Here is a 14,727-nt window from a genome sequence, read left to right on the forward strand (position 1 = left end):
GGCTCGGCCATCCGCCGGACTGAATGTCTCCTCTTATCCAAAGGATCTTATGCAGAAGCTGTTTTCTTCCCTCGCCTTGACCGCGCTGGCGTTTTCCGCCCAGGCCGCCACCGGTTTGCCCGTGGTGCAGGAAGCGCCCTTGCGCGCCCACCTGGCCTTCCTGTCCAACGACTTATTGGAAGGCCGGGGCACGGGCCAGCGCGGTGCCGACCTGACGGTGGCTTATTTGGAAACCCAGGCGCAGATGGCCGGATTGCAACCCGTGCGTGGCAACAGCTACCGCCAGAGCGTGCAGATCGCCGGCGTGAAGTCGCTGCCTGCCGAAAGCAGCCTGCAGGCCGTGGCCGGCGGCAAGGCCGTGCCGCTGGCGTTCGGCCCCGACTGGGTGTGGGCCACGGGCGACTCCGTTGCCGCGCACACCTTCGACGCGCCGCTGGTGTTCGTCGGCTACGGCATCACGGCGCCGGAAGAAGGCTGGAACGATTTCAAGGGCGCCGATGTCAAAAACAAGATCGTCGTCATGATGGTCAACGACCCGCAGCCGACCGCGCTTGATCCGAACCGCTTCGCCGGCAAGGCGCTGACCTATTACGGCCGCTGGACGTATAAATTCGAGGAAGCCAAGCGCCAGGGCGCGGCGGGCGTGTTGCTGATCCACACGAAACCGTCCGCCTCGTACGACTGGAGCGTCGTGCAGAATAGCTGGAGCGGCAGCGAACGTTTTCAATTGGCCGACCGCACGGCCGGCACGCCACTGCAGGGCTGGATCGCGGAAGACGCGGCGCGCCGCCTGTTTGCGGCGGGCGGCCAGGACCTGGACGCCTTGCGCGCCAAGGCAGAAAGCAAGGATTTCCAGGCCGTCGCCTTGAACGCCAAGCTGTCGGGCGAGATGAAGTCCATCGTGCGCAAGGTGGAGCAATTCAATATCGCGGGCATGGTGCCGGGCACCGACCCGAAATTGAAAGATGAAGCCGTCATCTACAGCGGCCACTGGGACCACCTGGGCAAGCAAGGTGACTCTGGAGACACGATTTACAACGGCGCCGTCGACAACGCTTCCGGCACGGCCGGCTTGCTGGCCATGGCGCAGGAAGCCGTGAAAAAGCCGGCAAAACGCACGCAGATCTTCCTGTGGGTGGCGGCCGAGGAACAGGGGCTATTGGGCAGCGCCGCCTACGCGGCCGACCCGCTGTGGCCGCTGGACAAGACGGCCGCCGCGCTGAACCTGGACAGCCTGAACTTCGTGGGCGCCACGCACGACATCGGCGCGCAGGGCAGCGAGCGCACGGAGCTGGGGGCGATGGCGGCGGCAACGGCCAAAGCCATGGGCATGCACATCGCGGCAGCGCGTCCCGACCTGGCCGGCGGTTATTTCCGCAGCGACCATTTCAGCTTTGCCAAGGCGGGCGTGCCCGCGTTTTCCATCAATGGCGGACGCGAATACATCAAGGACGTGGCAGCGTCGAAAGCCAAGGCGGCCGCCTACGGCCCCCGCTACCATCAAGTCACCGATGAGTACGACGCCAGCTGGGATCTGTCCGGCATGACGCAGCAGGCGCAGTTCACCCTGAACCTGGGGCAAGCCGTGGCGAATGCGGCCAGGATGCCGGCCTGGAAGGCGGGCGATGCGTTTGGCAAGGCGCGCGTGCAGGCCGCGAAATAAGACGTGGTCCGTGCAAGCAACGTTGTCGGATTACGCGCGGCCTCGCCGCGCTAATCCGACAACATTGTTGGTGCCGCAGCGCCGGATCAAGCCGCCCGTTCCAGCCTGCGCTGCGCGTGGCGGTACTTGCTCCACACCAGCAGCAGCAACAGCGGCATGGCGCCGCCGACCATGCACAGGGCGGGCCAGCCGCCGGCGGCGAAGCTGGCGCTGGCCAGGGCCGAGCCTGCCGACGCGCCGATGAAGCCGCCCGCGATGAAGACGGTGGTAACCCGCGCCCGCGCATGGGGCGCCAGTTTATAGATGATGGACTGGTGCGTCACTTGCAAGCCCATCACGCCCATGTCCAGCAGGACGATACCGATCAACAGCAGCGCCAGCGAATGGGCGCCGAAGCCGATCAATGCCCAGCCCGCGATCGAGGCGACGGCCAGCAGCCACGTGGCCTGGCGCGCATAGCCGCGGTCGGCCATGCGGCCCGCCGTGTTGGCGGCAAAGGCGCCCGTGGCGCCCGCCAAGCCGAACAGGCCGATCTGCATTTCCGAGTAGTGATACGGCGCGCCGCTGAGCAAGAAGGTCAGGCCCGTCCAGAACACGCTGAAGGTGCCCAGGCCCAGGCCCGAGAACAGGGCGCGCTGGCGCAGCAAGGGTTCCTGGCGGATGATGTCGGCCAGCGAGGCCAGCAGTTTGCCGTATTGCAGCTTGCCGCGCGGCGCCTCGTTCGGCAGGATGCGGCGCAGCATGACGAGCAGGGCGGCCACGACGATGGCGGCCAGCACGTAGACGGTGCGCCAGCCGCCGCTGATCTGCGACACGGTGCCGGACACGGTACGCGCCAGCAAGATGCCCAATAATAATCCCGTCATGACGGTGCCCACCATGCGGCCCCGGCTGTGGTCGGGCGCATACGAGGCCACCATGGCCGTGACCACCATCAAGGCGCTGGCCGTGATCCCCATCAGCACGCTGGCGATGGCAAAGACGATGATGTTCTGGCTGGTGGCGGCCAGCAGCAGGGCGCCGATCTTGGCGATCAGCATCCACGTCAGCAACTGGCGGCGGTTCAGTACGTCGCTGAGTGGCACGAGAAAAACGATGCCCAGCACGTAGCCTATCTGCGTGGCCGTGACCAAGTAGCCCGCTTGCGGCACGCTGACGCCAAACGAGGCGGCCAGCATGGATGTGAGCGGCTGCACGTAGTACAGGCTGGCGACGAGCACGCCGGCGGACAGGGCGAACAACAGGATGCGCGTCGACGTCAGCAAGGCGCTGGCGTCGATAGTGGATGGTGCAGATTTCATGCGATACAACTTTCTTGGAATGACGCTTTTGGATGAGCATGATAGCGGGGCTGCGCATTTCTTGCCGGGCGCGGCCGATTTTGCGGCGGAGCGGTGAACAAAAAAATCCCGGCGATCGTTGCCGACGGCCGGGAAAAGGGTATTTGGGGAAATACCGAGGGGAGACAGTGAAGTTACTGCGCGCGCGCCAGCTCCGCATGTACCTGCGCCGTGATTTCATACGAGCGCAGCCGGTGCTGGTGTTCGAAGATCTGCGAGGTGATCATCAGTTCGTCGGCGCCCGTCTCGGCGATGAAGGCGGCCATCTTGGCCTTGACGGTGTCCGGCGCGCCGATGGCCGTGCAGGACAGGACGGAATCGAGCATGGCGCGTTCCTGCGGGCCCAGTTGCTCCAGGTAGCCGGGCACGGGCGGTTGCAGACGCGACGGACGGCCCGTGCGCAGGTTGACGAACGCTTGCTGCATCGACGTGGCGCGCAGGTGCGCCTCGGCATCCGTGTCGGCGGCAAAGACGTTAAAACCCAGCATCACGTACGGTTTCGTCAATTGCTTCGACGGCTTGAAGTGTTCGCGGTAATAGGCCACGGCTTGCATCATCATTTGCGGCGCGAAGTGCGAGGCGAACGCATACGGCAAGCCCAGGTGGGCCGCCAGCTGGGCGCCGAACAGGCTGGACCCCAGTATCCACACGGGCACTTTCGCGCCCTTGCCGGGCACGGCCAGCACGCGTTGTCGCGGCTCGTCGGACATATAGTCGATCAGTTCCAGCACGTCCTGCGGAAACTGCTCCGCGTCGGACTGTAGGTCGCGGCGCAGCGCGCGCGCCGTCGTCTGGTCGGAGCCGGGCGCGCGGCCCAGGCCCAGGTCGATGCGGCCCGGGTGCAGCGCTTCCAGGGTGCCGAACTGTTCCGCGATGACGAGCGGCGAGTGGTTCGGCAGCATCACGCCGCCCGCGCCCACGCGGATGGTGTTCGTGCCGGCCGCCACATGGGCGATCACGACGGCCGTGGCGGCGCTGGCGATGCCGGGCATGCCGTGGTGTTCGGCCAGCCAGTAGCGGTTGTAGCCCCAGCGTTCGCCGTGCTGCGCCAGGTCCAGCGTGTTCTTGAACGACTGGCTGGCGTTGCTGCCTTCGGCGATGGGCGCGAGGTCGAGTATGGAAAATGGAATCATGGTAGCGATATCGGGACGTGGTGGAAAATCACAATGGACGATTTGTCTATCCCCTGACGCTGGCAGGGTCACCCATGACGGCGTGGCGGGGAAGACAGGCTGGACACATGATAATGCGAATCGGGAATTTGCGTACTGATCGGTAAAAAACTCGTATCGATTGGAAATCGGTGCGGGCGGTGCTAGAGTGGGCCTCCCCACTTCACGCGCCCCGCCATGTTCAAGAAACCCCTGCTGTTGTCCCTGCTTGGCCTGCTGCTGCAACCCTCCGTTCACGCCGCTCCCGTCAGCCCGCAGGCGCAGGAGACGGCCCGCTACGCGCTGGCCACCTATCCCGAACCGCTGATCGCCAGCCTGGCGAAGATGGTCAGTTTCAATACGGTGGCCGACCCGGCCGTGCCGTTTGCCGACAATCCCCAGCACACGGGTTTTAAACGCTACCTGGCGGCCGAGGCGCAGCGCCTCGGTTTCGATTTCCACGATCATGGCCACGTGCTGGTCATCGGCATGGGCAAGGGCAGCGAGCGGGTGGGCGTGATCACGCACGGCGACGTGCAGCCTGTGAACCCCGCCAAATGGGCCCGCTCGCCTTTCGAGCTGGACCGTACCAGCGAACCGGGCAAGTTGCTGGGACGGGGCACGGAAGACGACAAGGGACCGATTGCCACGGCCCTGTATGCGATGAAAGCCATCCAGGATAAACAGGTGCCGCTGAGCAAGCGCATCGAGCTGTACGTCTATATGGCCGAGGAATCGGACTGGGAACCGCTGAAACAGTTCCTCAAGACCCACACGCCGCCGCAAGTGAACATCACCATCGACGCGGAATACCCGGTGGTGACGGCCGAGAAGGGCTACGGCTCCATCAAGCTGACCTTGCCGCCGCGCACGGCACTGCCGGCCGGCGGCGGCCCCGTGCTGAAGAAACTGACGGGCGGCTTTTTCGGCAGCCAGATCCCGGAAGACGCACAAGCCGTCATCGAACGCGCGCCGGCCGCGCTGGAAGCGGCCATCCGCGCCCGCGCGCAGCAGCAAAAGGGCATGCGCTACAGCTATGCGCGCGATGGCGGCACCTTGACGGTGACGGCGCTGGGCGTGTCGGCCCACTCGTCGAAGCCGGAAGACGGCGTCAACGCCATCGGCATGCTGGCCGATGCGCTGGCCGTGCAGCCGTGGCAGGGCACGCAGGCGGCCGACATGCTGTCGTTCCTGAATGAGCTGGTGGGTACCGGAATTTACGGCGAACGCTTCGGCCAGATCGCCTACCGCGGCGGCTTCATGGGCCCGATGACGGTGGCGCCTACCGTGCTCAAGCAACAAGGCGAAGAACTGGAATTGAATATCAACCTGCGCCGTCCGCAAGGCAAGACGGCGGCCGTGCTGCAGCAGCAGGTGACGGCTGCCTTCGATGACTGGAAGGCGCGGCGCCAGGTGCCGGCCGCGCTGCAGGTGCAGATCGGCGAGCCGTGGCTGCAGACGGACGCGCCGCAGATTCCCACTTTATTATCCGTTTTCGAGCACTACACGGGCATGGCGCATCCGCAACCGGTCGCCATCGGCGGCGGCACCAATTCGCGGCTGTTCCCGAACGCCGTCAGCTTCGGCCCGGCCATGCCGCACACCGTGTACACGGGGCATTCGGAGCACGAGTTCATCACGGAAAAGCAGCTGCTGCTGAACTTGCAGATGTACACGGCCGTCCTCATCGAACTGGCGAAATAGCCGCTTGAAAAAATAGAAGGAAGTCATAGACTGCAAGCCTGAGACTAGTCCGGGTGCCGAACTTTTTTCGTGTGTACCTGTCATATGTCTCCATGGATGGGAGGGCAGTTATGCATAGCAAGCAAGGAGCCTGGCAGGCAGCCTGCGGGCTGGAGACATGCGCGCGTCCGGTGCGCGGCAGGGAGCGGCCATGAACTGGCCGCTGGAACTGGAAGTGGCGCACAAGCTGGCGCAGATGCGGGGCTGGCTGGAAGACCAGCGTGCCGGCGCCGTGCGTTTGCGCGGAGTGGACTGGTTTGCATGGGCCACGGCGGGCGCGTCGAACAGCCATAGCCACACGGCCGAGTGCGGCTGCGCGGAAGTGCTGGTGACGCGCGACGCCGCCTACATCCTGACGGACGAAGCGGAAGCCATGCGCATGCGCGAAGAAGAAGTGCGCGGACCGTGGACGTGGCAAGTGTCGCCCTGGATGCAGCCGCAGCTGTATGAGCTGCGCGAGCATTTCGTGCAGCATGCGGCCGGCGGCTTGCCTGTCCTGTCCGACCGGCCAGGCTTGCACGAACGCAGCCTGCCCGTGGCCCTGCGCGAAGAGCGGCTGGTGCTGCTGGAATCGGAACAACTGCGTTACCGGCAGGTGGGGCAACTGGCTGCCGGTGCGGCGGCGGATGCGCTGCGCCAGGCCCGTCCCGACTGGAGCGAGCAGGAACTGGCTGCCGCCTGCGTGCGCGCGCTGTGGCTGCGGGGCTTGCAGGCCGTGCACGTGCTGGTCAGCGGCGAGGACCGTCAGCACCGTTACCGGCGCGCACCGCCTGCCCAGGTGCTGCTGGGTACGCAAGCCGTGCTGGCCCTGTGCGCGCGGCGTTTCGGCCTGTGTGCCAGCCTCAGCCGTCAACGGCGCTTCGGTCCCGCGCAGCACCGCGCCGACGGCGGGGCAGTGGCCATGGACGATGCCGATGCCGCCATGCTGGCGCTGGAAGCGGTGGCGCTCGACGCCTGCGAAACGGGCCATGCGCTGAGCATGGTGTATCACGCGCTCGACAGCGCCTACGCGTATGCGGGCCAGCCCGACACGGTGCGCACCAGCCGGCAAGGCGGCATCCACGGCTATCTGGCGCCCGAAGTGGCGGCTGGCGCGCACACGGAAATCCTCCTCAAGCGTGGTATGGCGCTGGCCTTCCATCCCAGCTTGCCCGGCAGTACGGTGGAAGACACGTTTCTGCTCGACGGCAACCAATTGCACAACCTGACGCATGACCCGGCCTGGCCCTCGGCCGTGGTGCAGGGCCGCCGCCGGCCGCTGACCCTGGCGCTGGCCTGAGCGGGCCAGGTGCGGCAACGACAGAGGCCGGGGCCGGGACAGCGGCCGGCTTTGGTCAGGCGTTAGCCAGGCTTTGGCCAGTCGCGCTTGGGCCAGTCTCAATAGCGCTGCATCACGCCTTTTTGCACGCTGACCCGGTCGCCGATCTGGAAGGCCGGTTGGCTATTCTGCGTGAAGGTGCGCGTCGTGCCGTCGTCCAGGCGCAAGGTGATGCGGTAAAGCATATTGCCCGCCGCACCCGAAGTGCTGCCGGCCGTGCCCGATGTGCCTGACTGCATGTCGGCACTGCCTTGATCCATGCTGCGCGGTACGGTTTCTATCGATTGCACCGTGGCCGAGCTGATGTTCATGCTCGATGGGCTCATGTCATTGCGCGTGTCATTGCGCATGTCGCTGCTCGTGCTGCTGCTCATGGCGTTGCCGGTATCGGTGGCCGTGCTGGCCGTGCGGCTGGCCGTACTGCTTTGCGGCGTCGTGCCGGCCGGTGCGGCATAGGTTTCGCCGCTATTGCTGCGTGCCAGATTGGTATTGTCGTTGGCGTGGCAAGCAGCCAGCAAGATACAGCTCAGGCCGGCCAGCAGCAGGGTTTTTTTCGATCTCATCTTGGTCTCCTCATGGTCGAACACTCAGGATCGGCACCCGCGGTGATGCGGATGGCAGCGATTGCTGCATGTAAGAGCATGGCGGGGCAGGGATGTTCGCCAGCTGTCATTGTCCATTGAGCTAGATCAATGGGCTAATTGCCGTGCTTGGTATAAAGATGCTGGCAATCATTCGTTCGTGCTCCAGCACGTTTCCTCACTGCTGAATCGGGAGAAAAAATGTCATCTGGTCCTACCGCAAAACTGATCGATGAGTTGGTGCTGGCCGTGGGCGGCACTGCGCACGATGCCCGCGCGCGCCATGTCCTGGCCCAGGCCTTGCACGGCCTGGTGCGGCTGGCGCGCTCGGAACAGTTGCTGGACATGCAGCGCGATGCGGCGCGCGCCGTGGGCGCCGGCAGCCGGCGCGAGACGCGTGCCCTGATGCGGCGCCTGGGCACCGGCAGCGCGCGCGGCCAGCGGCAATTGCGGCTGGAGTGGCAGGATAGCGAAGCGGACCGCGCCTGACGGCTTGCCAGGCTCGGTTCAGGCTTCGGGCAGCGGCGCGTTCTTGCCCAGGGCGGCAACGACCATTTTCGGCCAGAGGAAATACAGGGGCAGGCAGACTGCCGTCGCGGCCGTGACATCGACCACCCAGTCGCTGACGGCGCCATGGCGGTAGGGCAGGAAACTCTGGATGAATTCGTCCAGCGCGCCCATGGCCGCCACCATCAGCACCGACAGCAGCGCCCGGCGGGCCATGCCGCCGGCCGTGCCGCTGAACAGGATCAGGGCCAGCACGCCATAGCCGAAGGAGTGCAGCACGCCGCCCGATGCATATTGGCCCACGTCGGCGCGCACGCCGGGGATGTCGCCGATCAGAATCACCAGCACATACAACACCAGGGCCGTGCGGTAGCGCAGGCGTTCGTAGCGGTCGGCAAAACAAAGTTCGGGCAAGGGTACAGGCATGATGCGTCAGGATGGGTGGAAAGGCAGTCACAATATCATGGGCGTGGCGGGGCACCGTGTTTTTGCGCAAGAGCTTGCTGGTCAGGAAAAAAAAAGGCCCGCGGGGGCGCGGGCCAAAAACCCAAATGAAATGGGTCAAGAGTTGAGAGTTGCTCGGTGCTCACCATGTCGCGCGCCTTGCCGGCGCCCGCCACGGTCATGAAAGGGGAGTGGTGTGCCATCGCGGCACACCTGTCTGTAGTCAGGCATATCGGTTGCCTGTACAGCAGATGAAGCAAGTATAGGGGCCGAAGATGACGGGCTGATGACACGCCGCAACATTTTTTTGCGGCAGGCGGAATGAGCGGGAAGATTGTGGGAAATGGCAAGAATGGCCATGTTGCAGCAGCGATAGCAAAAAAAAAGCCCGCTGGTGAAAGCGGGCTTAAAACTATTTTCTTGGAGGAGAATAGTGGAGACAGGTGCATTATGCTGCGGCGCACGATATGTGTCTAATGGTCTTTTCAGATATCTATTATTCTTTTTTAATATAACTACCCGCGTCAGCCTTCATTCCTTCACGGCCACCGTGTAGTTTAGCGCCATGCGTCCGCCATCGACATAGATGGTCTGGCCCGTCATGTAGGTGGCGTCGTCGCTGGCCAGGAAGGCGGCGATGCCGGCCACTTCTTCCGGCTCGCCGCAACGGCCCAGCGGCGTGCGCGACAGAATCGTGTGGCGCGCCTGCGGGCTTGACAGCACCGCCTGCTTGGCCAGTTCCGTCAGGATGGTGCCCGGCCCGATGCCGTTGACGCGCACGCCGTGCGGCGCCAGGTTCAGGGCCATGACCTTGGTCAGCTGGTTGATGGCGCCTTTCGACACCACATACGGCACCTGGTTCGGGATCGCCAGCTCCGCATTCACGCTGGACATATTGATGATGCAGCCGCTGTTGCGCTTGACCATCTCGCGCGCCACGGCCTGGCCGCACAGGAACATCGATTTCAGGTTGATGCGCATGACCCGGTCGAAATCGTCTTCACAGACGTCGAGGAAATCGGCCGCATGCGTGACGCCCGCATTGTTGACGAGGATATCGATGTGGCCGAACTGGGCCAGCGTTTCCTTCAACATGGCATCGACGTCCGCCTTCTGGCTGACGTCGGCGCAAAAGAAATGCGCCTGCGGGCCGAGGGCGGCGGCCGCCTGCGCGCCTTCTTCCTTGATGTCGACCAGCATCACTCGCGCCCCTTCGGCGATCAGGCGGGTGGCGCAGGCCAGGCCGATGCCCTGGGTGGCGCCCGTGACGATGGCGGTTTTATCGATCAGTTTCATGTTTTCTCCTCGGCGGGTGGGGGCGCCGCCATGCTGCGGGGCCATGGCGGATTGTAATCCCCGGCCAGGAATCAGATGAGGATGGGTTCGTTCGGCAACTGGTTGCCGCGCGTGCCATCGGCGGGGAAGTGGCTTTGCAGCAGGGTATTCAGCTGCTGCAAGGCATCGAGCGTGCTGTCGTGGAAATTGCCATCCTTGAAACCCTTGGTCATGGTGCGGCACACGGCTTGCCACTGCTCCGGCGTGACGCGCCGGCCCACGTTGCGGTCGGCCACGATATCGACCTGGTGTTCGGCCAGGTTGATATAGATCAGCACGCCAACGTTGTCTTCCGTATCCCACACGCCATACTGGGCGAACAGTTCGCGCGCCCGTTCGCGGTTGCTCACGCCCTGGTAAGCCATGCCCGGCGTCAGGGCCGCCTCGACGATCAGGCGCACTTCCGCCCGGTGCATCGTTTCACCATCGGCAATCGCCGTTTCGATGGCTTTCAGCGTGCGTTCGGGAAACGCATGGCGCGCCGTCGCCGGCGTGCCCCGTAAATGTTTCAGGGCGCGTCCGCAGCGTTGTCCGAATGTCAGTTGTTTCGTCATTACCAATCTCCCGAGGCGCCGCCGCCGTCAAAACCGCCGCCGCCGCCACTGAAACCACCGCTGCCACCGCCTCCGCCAAATCCGCCGCCGCCGAAGCCTCCTCCGCCCCCGCGGTTGTTCAGCGCCTGGTTCAAGATGCTGCCCAGCACGACGCCCGTGGCGCCGCTGGACCAGTTGCTGCCGCGCTGCAGCCGGTTCGGCCCGCCGCGCGAGCGGAACACGGTCACAAGCACAAGAAAGCCGAAGAACAGCAGCGGCAGCCAGAAGGTCAGGCCGCCCGCTTCCACGGTCGCCGGCGCCTTCTGCTGTGCCGGCGCGGGGAATTGCTCCTGGTTCAGCAGGGTGGCGATGGCGCCAATGCCGGCCACCAGGCCGCCGTAATAATCGTTTTGCTTGAAATGGGGGGCGATCACGTCTTGCAGGATGCGTTTCGATTGCGCATCCGTCAGCACGCCCTGCACGCCACGGCCCGCTTCGATGCGCAGGCGGCGCAAGGACGATGGGTTGTCCTTCGCCACCATCAGCAGCACGCCGTCATCGACGCCCTTGCGGCCCAGCTTCCAGGCATCCGTCACGCGGATGCTGTATTGCTCGATGGCTTCCGGTTCCGTGCTCTTGACCAGCAGCACGGCGATCTGGCTGCCCGTCTTGGCTTCGTAGTCGGCCAGCACGCCTTCCAGCGCCGCTTTCTGCTTGTCATCGAGCATGCCGGCGTTGTCCGTCACGCGCGCCGCCAGCGGCGGCACGGGCTGCAAGCCCTGCGCGCTGGCGGGCAAGGCTGTCCACAGCAGCAGCGCCGTCGCCAGCGCCGCCAGATAAGACCAGGCTTTCATCTTATTTGCCGAAGTTGACGGTCGGCGCGGTCGAAATGGCTTTTTCGTTTTCCACCGTGAACGACGGCTTGACCTTGTAGCCGAAGATCATCGCCGTCAGGTTGTTCGGGAAGCTGCGCGCATGCACGTTGTAATCTTGTACGGCGGCGATGTAACGCTGGCGCGCCACGGTGATGCGGTTTTCCGTGCCTTCCAGCTGCGACTGCAAGTCGCGGAAGCTCGTATCGGCCTTCAAATCCGGGTATTTCTCGGACACCACCATCAGGCGCGACAGGGCCGACGACAGCTGGCCCTGCACTTGCTGGAATTTTTCGAAGGCGGCCGGGTCGTTCAGCACTTCGGGCGTGATCTGGAAACTGGTGGCGGCGGCGCGCGCCTTGGTCACCGCTTCCAGCGTTTCGCGCTCGTGCGTGGCATAGCCCTTGACGGTATTGACCAGGTTGGGGATCAGGTCGGCGCGGCGCTGGTACTGGTTGACCACTTCGCCCCAGGCCGCCTTGGTGGCTTCGTCCTTGCTCTGGAAGTCGTTGTAGCCGCAGCCCGTCAGGATGCCGGCCAGGACGGTGACGCTCAGGGCCAGGCGCAGCCATTTGGTGATTTGATTGGTGATTTGCATGATGGGTTCCGTGCAGAGTAAAGGAGGTGGGGCAAATATACCTGAAACGGCCCGCCATGTCGGTTTAATAAGCGCCGACCGCCGCCTCAGGCTGCCTTGCCAGGTCCGCGCCGCGTTACAATACGGGGTTTGCAACTGAATATAGAGAAGGTGTGCCGTGAATTTCATCAATAAATTATCCGCCGCGTGGACGGCCAATAATTCCCTGCTGTGCGTGGGCCTGGACCCGGATCTGGCGAAACTGCCGGCTGAGCTGCGCGACTTGCCTGATGGAATCACCACCTTTTGCACGCGCATCATCGATGCCACGGCCGACCTGGCCTGCGCCTTCAAGCCGCAGATCGCCTATTTTGCCGCGCTGGGCGCGGAAAAGCAGTTGGAAGACATCTGCCGCTACGTGCGCGAACACTATCCGCACATCCCCCTGATCCTCGACGCGAAACGGGGCGACATCGGCGCGACAGCCACGCAATACGCGCGCGAAGCGTTCGAGCGCTACGGCGCCGACGCCGTCACCGTGAACCCCTACATGGGCGAGGATTCGCTCGACCCCTACCTGGCGTGGAAAGACCGCGGCGTGATCATCCTGTGCCGCACCTCGAACCCGGGCGGTTCGGACCTGCAATTCCTCGACACGGACGGCGAACCGCTGTACCAGCGCGTGGCGCGCCTGGTGGCCGAGAAATGGAACAAGAATGGCCAGTGCGCGCTCGTCGTCGGCGCCACCTTCCCTGAAGAACTGGCGCAAGTGCGCGCCATCGTGGGCGACATGCCGCTGCTGGTGCCCGGCATCGGCGCCCAGGGCGGAGATATTGCCGCCACCGTCGGCGCGGGCCAGACGGCGAACGGCATGGGCATGATGATCAGCTCCTCGCGCGCCATCATCTACGCCACGCCGCAAGCGGGCGAAGACTTCGCCGACGCGGCCCGCCGCGTGGCGATCGAAACGCGCGATGCGATCAATCAACACCGCGCAGCGTAGGTCGGATTAGCGGCGACGCCGCGTAATCCGACACCACCAGCTCGGGCCAACATTGTTGTCGGATTACGCGGGGCCTTGCCCCGCTAATCCGACCTACCCGGCTTGCCTGGTACTTCAGTCGCGCATGGGCGCCACCATCTCCGCGTAATCGTACAGCTCGCCAAGAATCTCTTCCCCCCGCTCATCGACCGATTCCGACAGCACGTCGATCTCCGTAAACAGCATTTCGATGGTGCGGGCACCGCCGTCGCCGTCGAACAGGCGCGCGGCGCGGTGCTGTTCCCAGCGCAGGCTTTCCGCCTCGCTCAGGGTTTGCGGGAAATTGCGGGCGCGGTAGCGGAACAGCAATTCCTGCAGGCGTTCGTCGGCAAACGAGGGACGGGCCGTGGCCAGCTTGGCTGGCGTTTCGCGGCGCAAGGATTCGAGCAGGCGGCGGTCGTCGTTGCTGACGAAACCGTTGTACAAATCCTCATCCACGTCCAGCGCGGCAGCCGCGCCGGGGCGCTGGAACACTTCGGCCCAGATGGCATCCATGTTCGGCGCCGCGGCGGCCAGCTGGGCGTTGATCTTCGCGGCATCCACGTCGATGCCCCATTGCGCGGCCATCGCGGGCGACAAGGTCTTTAAATTGCCGACCAGCATGGGCGACTTGTTCAAATGGACGCTTTTCACGGGCAGGCGCGTCATGCCTTCGGGCAAGGCCTCCTTGCGCGTGAACAAACGGATGCGGATGGTGTCGGCGTCCAGTTCGAACAGTTCGCGCGGGTCGTAGGCGCAATCCCAGACGAGGATTTCATTTTTATTGCTCGGGTGCGTGGCCAGCGGCCAGACGACGCCCAGGCAGCCCCGTTCGGCGGGGAACATGCCGGACACGTGCAGGAAAGGCTGACGCTCGCCAGCGGCCAGGTGCATGCCCATTTCGCTGGCGACCCGGTCCTTCTTGTGCAGGGCCAGGCAGAATTCGAACAGCTTCGGCTGTTTCTGCTTGATCAGGCGGGCCAGGGCGATGGTGGCGCGCACGTCGGACAGCGCATCATGCGCCGCTTCGTGGACGAGGCCATTGGCCTTGCTCAAATGTTCCAGCTTGAAACTGGTCTGGCCATCGTCGCGCTTCGGCCATTGAATGCCTTCCGGGCGCAGTGCGTGCGTCATGCGCACCACGTCGAGGATGTCCCAGCGGCCGCAATGGTTTTTCCATTCGCGCGCGTACGGGTCGATCAGGTTGCGCCAGAACAGGAAACGCGTGACTTCATCGTCGAAACGGATGGTGTTGTAGCCCACGCCGATGGTGCCCGGTTCCGAAAAGGCCGCTTCGATGGTGGCGGCGAACTGGTGTTCGGGCACGCCCAGCTGCAGACATTGCTGCGGCGTGATGCCCGTGATCAGGCACGATTGCGGATCGGGCAGGAAATCATTGGCAGGCTGGCAATACAGCATGATCGGTTCGCCGATCTCGTTGAGTTCGGCATCCGTGCGGATGGCGGCGAACTGGGCCGGGCGGTCGCGGCGCGGCTGGGCGCCAAAGGTTTCGTAGTCGTGCCAAAGAAAGGTCTGGTTAGTCATTGATGGTCGTTGCTTGCTTAATTGTTATCTTAATTGTCCGGGCCGCTTCAGTTTTCTGAAAACCTGCCGATACTACACGAGAGGATGGTCATCATCG

Annotated in this window: 14 protein-coding genes; 5 read left to right on the forward strand and 9 right to left on the reverse strand. The window is 64.4% G+C overall.

What is annotated here, in order from left to right; translation table 11 throughout:
• Nucleotides 1–49: 49 nt before the first annotated feature.
• Entirely contained in the window at nucleotides 50–1,663 is a 1,614-nt protein-coding gene (locus ACQ4WQ_RS17115) for a M28 family peptidase (protein ID WP_436498657.1), read from the forward strand.
• 86 nt (nucleotides 1,664–1,749) lie between these two features.
• Here ACQ4WQ_RS17115 and ACQ4WQ_RS17120 read toward each other — a convergent pair whose 3' ends face one another.
• Together ACQ4WQ_RS17120 and ACQ4WQ_RS17125 are read right to left on the reverse strand one after the other, a co-directional pair.
• The gene (locus ACQ4WQ_RS17120; protein ID WP_436498659.1) at nucleotides 1,750–2,964 is read right to left on the reverse strand and encodes an MFS transporter; all 1,215 of its coding nucleotides are present in this window, start codon (nucleotides 2,962–2,964) and stop codon (nucleotides 1,750–1,752) included.
• 173 nt (nucleotides 2,965–3,137) lie between these two features.
• Nucleotides 3,138–4,136, reverse strand: a complete 999-nt coding sequence (locus tag ACQ4WQ_RS17125; RefSeq protein WP_326458577.1) for an LLM class flavin-dependent oxidoreductase — start codon at nucleotides 4,134–4,136, stop codon at nucleotides 3,138–3,140.
• Nucleotides 4,137–4,352: 216 nt separating this feature from the next.
• Between ACQ4WQ_RS17125 and ACQ4WQ_RS17130 the strand changes: the two genes are divergently transcribed.
• Nucleotides 4,353–5,858: a dipeptidase gene (locus tag ACQ4WQ_RS17130; RefSeq protein WP_436498661.1), complete on the forward strand. Its 1,506-nt coding sequence runs from the start codon at nucleotides 4,353–4,355 to the stop codon at nucleotides 5,856–5,858.
• Nucleotides 5,859–6,048: 190 nt separating this feature from the next.
• A complete protein-coding gene (locus ACQ4WQ_RS17135; protein ID WP_436498663.1) occupies nucleotides 6,049–7,176 on the forward strand; it encodes a M24 family metallopeptidase in 1,128 nt (375 codons plus the stop codon).
• A gap of 98 nt (nucleotides 7,177–7,274) precedes the next feature.
• On the opposite strand, the gene ACQ4WQ_RS17140 is transcribed toward ACQ4WQ_RS17135, so the two are convergent.
• Complete coding sequence (locus tag ACQ4WQ_RS17140) at nucleotides 7,275–7,778, reverse strand: hypothetical protein (protein WP_436498665.1); 504 nt, start codon at nucleotides 7,776–7,778, stop codon at nucleotides 7,275–7,277.
• A 219-nt stretch (nucleotides 7,779–7,997) separates the two neighbouring features.
• On the opposite strand from ACQ4WQ_RS17140, the gene ACQ4WQ_RS17145 reads away from it, so the two are divergent.
• Entirely contained in the window at nucleotides 7,998–8,285 is a 288-nt protein-coding gene (locus ACQ4WQ_RS17145) for a hypothetical protein (RefSeq protein ID WP_287775701.1), read from the forward strand.
• Between the two features lie 18 nt (nucleotides 8,286–8,303).
• On the opposite strand, the gene ACQ4WQ_RS17150 is transcribed toward ACQ4WQ_RS17145, so the two are convergent.
• The 5 genes from ACQ4WQ_RS17150 to ACQ4WQ_RS17170 form a co-directional block, all read right to left on the reverse strand.
• The gene (locus ACQ4WQ_RS17150) at nucleotides 8,304–8,729 is read right to left on the reverse strand and encodes a VanZ family protein (protein WP_326458573.1); all 426 of its coding nucleotides are present in this window, start codon (nucleotides 8,727–8,729) and stop codon (nucleotides 8,304–8,306) included.
• 549 nt (nucleotides 8,730–9,278) lie between these two features.
• Complete coding sequence (locus ACQ4WQ_RS17155) at nucleotides 9,279–10,043, reverse strand: SDR family NAD(P)-dependent oxidoreductase (protein ID WP_326458572.1); 765 nt, start codon at nucleotides 10,041–10,043, stop codon at nucleotides 9,279–9,281.
• 71 nt (nucleotides 10,044–10,114) lie between these two features.
• A complete protein-coding gene (locus tag ACQ4WQ_RS17160; RefSeq protein ID WP_436498668.1) occupies nucleotides 10,115–10,636 on the reverse strand; it encodes a TPM domain-containing protein in 522 nt (173 codons plus the stop codon).
• Complete coding sequence (locus tag ACQ4WQ_RS17165) at nucleotides 10,636–11,469, reverse strand: TPM domain-containing protein (RefSeq protein ID WP_436498670.1); 834 nt, start codon at nucleotides 11,467–11,469, stop codon at nucleotides 10,636–10,638. The genes ACQ4WQ_RS17160 and ACQ4WQ_RS17165 overlap by 1 nt, the downstream gene beginning before the upstream one ends.
• 1 nt (nucleotide 11,470) lies before the next feature.
• Nucleotides 11,471–12,085, reverse strand: coding sequence for a LemA family protein (locus ACQ4WQ_RS17170; protein ID WP_086139601.1), 615 nt, complete (start codon nucleotides 12,083–12,085; stop codon nucleotides 11,471–11,473).
• A 157-nt stretch (nucleotides 12,086–12,242) separates the two neighbouring features.
• Between ACQ4WQ_RS17170 and pyrF the strand changes: the two genes are divergently transcribed.
• Nucleotides 12,243–13,067 (forward strand): orotidine-5'-phosphate decarboxylase, encoded by an 825-nt coding sequence (gene pyrF / locus ACQ4WQ_RS17175; RefSeq protein ID WP_326458568.1) that lies wholly within the window; start codon nucleotides 12,243–12,245, stop codon nucleotides 13,065–13,067.
• Nucleotides 13,068–13,181: 114 nt separating this feature from the next.
• On the opposite strand, the gene sbcB is transcribed toward pyrF, so the two are convergent.
• Nucleotides 13,182–14,630: an exodeoxyribonuclease I gene (gene sbcB, locus ACQ4WQ_RS17180; RefSeq protein WP_436498672.1), complete on the reverse strand. Its 1,449-nt coding sequence runs from the start codon at nucleotides 14,628–14,630 to the stop codon at nucleotides 13,182–13,184.
• Nucleotides 14,631–14,727: the final 97 nt, after the last annotated feature.

The organism is Janthinobacterium goodfellowi (assembly GCF_051380695.1).
In the GTDB taxonomy this organism is placed as follows: domain Bacteria; phylum Pseudomonadota; class Gammaproteobacteria; order Burkholderiales; family Burkholderiaceae_D; genus Janthinobacterium.

Coding starts and splice junctions, on each gene's coding strand:
- ACQ4WQ_RS17115 (WP_436498657.1), top strand. CDS start 50: ATGCAGAAGCTGTTTTCTTCCCTCGCCTTGACCGCGCTGGCGTTTTCC.
- ACQ4WQ_RS17120 (WP_436498659.1), bottom strand. CDS start 2,964: ATGAAATCTGCACCATCCACTATCGACGCCAGCGCCTTGCTGACGTCG.
- ACQ4WQ_RS17125 (WP_326458577.1), bottom strand. CDS start 4,136: ATGATTCCATTTTCCATACTCGACCTCGCGCCCATCGCCGAAGGCAGC.
- ACQ4WQ_RS17130 (WP_436498661.1), top strand. CDS start 4,353: ATGTTCAAGAAACCCCTGCTGTTGTCCCTGCTTGGCCTGCTGCTGCAA.
- ACQ4WQ_RS17135 (WP_436498663.1), top strand. CDS start 6,049: ATGAACTGGCCGCTGGAACTGGAAGTGGCGCACAAGCTGGCGCAGATG.
- ACQ4WQ_RS17140 (WP_436498665.1), bottom strand. CDS start 7,778: ATGAGATCGAAAAAAACCCTGCTGCTGGCCGGCCTGAGCTGTATCTTG.
- ACQ4WQ_RS17145 (WP_287775701.1), top strand. CDS start 7,998: ATGTCATCTGGTCCTACCGCAAAACTGATCGATGAGTTGGTGCTGGCC.
- ACQ4WQ_RS17150 (WP_326458573.1), bottom strand. CDS start 8,729: ATGCCTGTACCCTTGCCCGAACTTTGTTTTGCCGACCGCTACGAACGC.
- ACQ4WQ_RS17155 (WP_326458572.1), bottom strand. CDS start 10,043: ATGAAACTGATCGATAAAACCGCCATCGTCACGGGCGCCACCCAGGGC.
- ACQ4WQ_RS17160 (WP_436498668.1), bottom strand. CDS start 10,636: ATGACGAAACAACTGACATTCGGACAACGCTGCGGACGCGCCCTGAAA.
- ACQ4WQ_RS17165 (WP_436498670.1), bottom strand. CDS start 11,469: ATGAAAGCCTGGTCTTATCTGGCGGCGCTGGCGACGGCGCTGCTGCTG.
- ACQ4WQ_RS17170 (WP_086139601.1), bottom strand. CDS start 12,085: ATGCAAATCACCAATCAAATCACCAAATGGCTGCGCCTGGCCCTGAGC.
- sbcB (WP_436498672.1), bottom strand. CDS start 14,630: ATGACTAACCAGACCTTTCTTTGGCACGACTACGAAACCTTTGGCGCC.